Below are 896 nucleotides of genomic sequence, written 5' to 3' on the forward strand. Positions count from 1 at the left end.
ATGCGCGTCGGCTGCCCCCGGGAAATCAAGAACCACGAATACCGCGTCGGCCTGACGCCGGGATCGGTCCGCGAATATGTCGCGCATGGCCACGAAGTGCTGGTCGAGACCGGCGCCGGCGCCGGCATCGGCGCCGACGACAACGCCTATCGCGCCGCCGGCGCCACCATCGCCAAGACGGCCGCCGACGTGTTTGCCAAGTCCGACATGATCGTCAAGGTCAAGGAGCCGCAGCCCAACGAATGGGTCCAACTCCGTGACGGCCAGATCCTCTACACCTATCTCCATCTCGCTCCGGATCCGGAGCAGACAAAGGGCCTGCTGGCCTCGGGCGTGACGGCCATCGCCTATGAGACGGTCACCGACGACCGCGGCGGCCTGCCGCTGCTGGCGCCGATGTCGGAAGTCGCGGGCCGCCTGTCGATCCAGGCCGGCGCCACCGCGCTGCAGAAGGCCAATGGCGGCCGCGGCGTTCTGCTCGGCGGCGTGCCCGGGGTGCTGCCCGGCAAGGTCACTGTGCTCGGCGGCGGCGTCGTCGGCCTGCATGCCGCGCGGATGGCGGCCGGCCTTGGCGCCGACGTCACCATCATCGACCGCTCGATCCCGCGGCTTCGCCAACTCGACGATATCTTCGTCGGCCGCGTCCACACCCGCTACTCGACGGTCGAGGCGCTGGAAGAAGAGTGCTTTTCGGCCGACATGGTCGTCGGCGCCGTGCTGATCCCGGGTGCCGCCGCGCCAAAACTCGTTTCGCGCGAAATGCTGTCGGGCATGAAGAAAGGCTCGGTGCTGGTCGATGTCGCCATCGACCAGGGCGGTTGCTTCGAGACCTCGCACGCCACAACTCATGCCGACCCGACCTATGAGGTCGACGGCGTCGTTCACTATTGCGTCGC

The 896-nt window shown here is 68.0% G+C and carries 1 protein-coding gene; it reads left to right on the forward strand.

The window, feature by feature from the left end:
* Positions 1 to 896 (forward strand): alanine dehydrogenase (gene ald, locus AC0L16_RS33505; RefSeq protein ID WP_473625802.1); only part of this gene is annotated, 896 nt, incomplete at its 3' end.

The organism is Mesorhizobium sp. WSM4848, assembly GCF_055811375.1.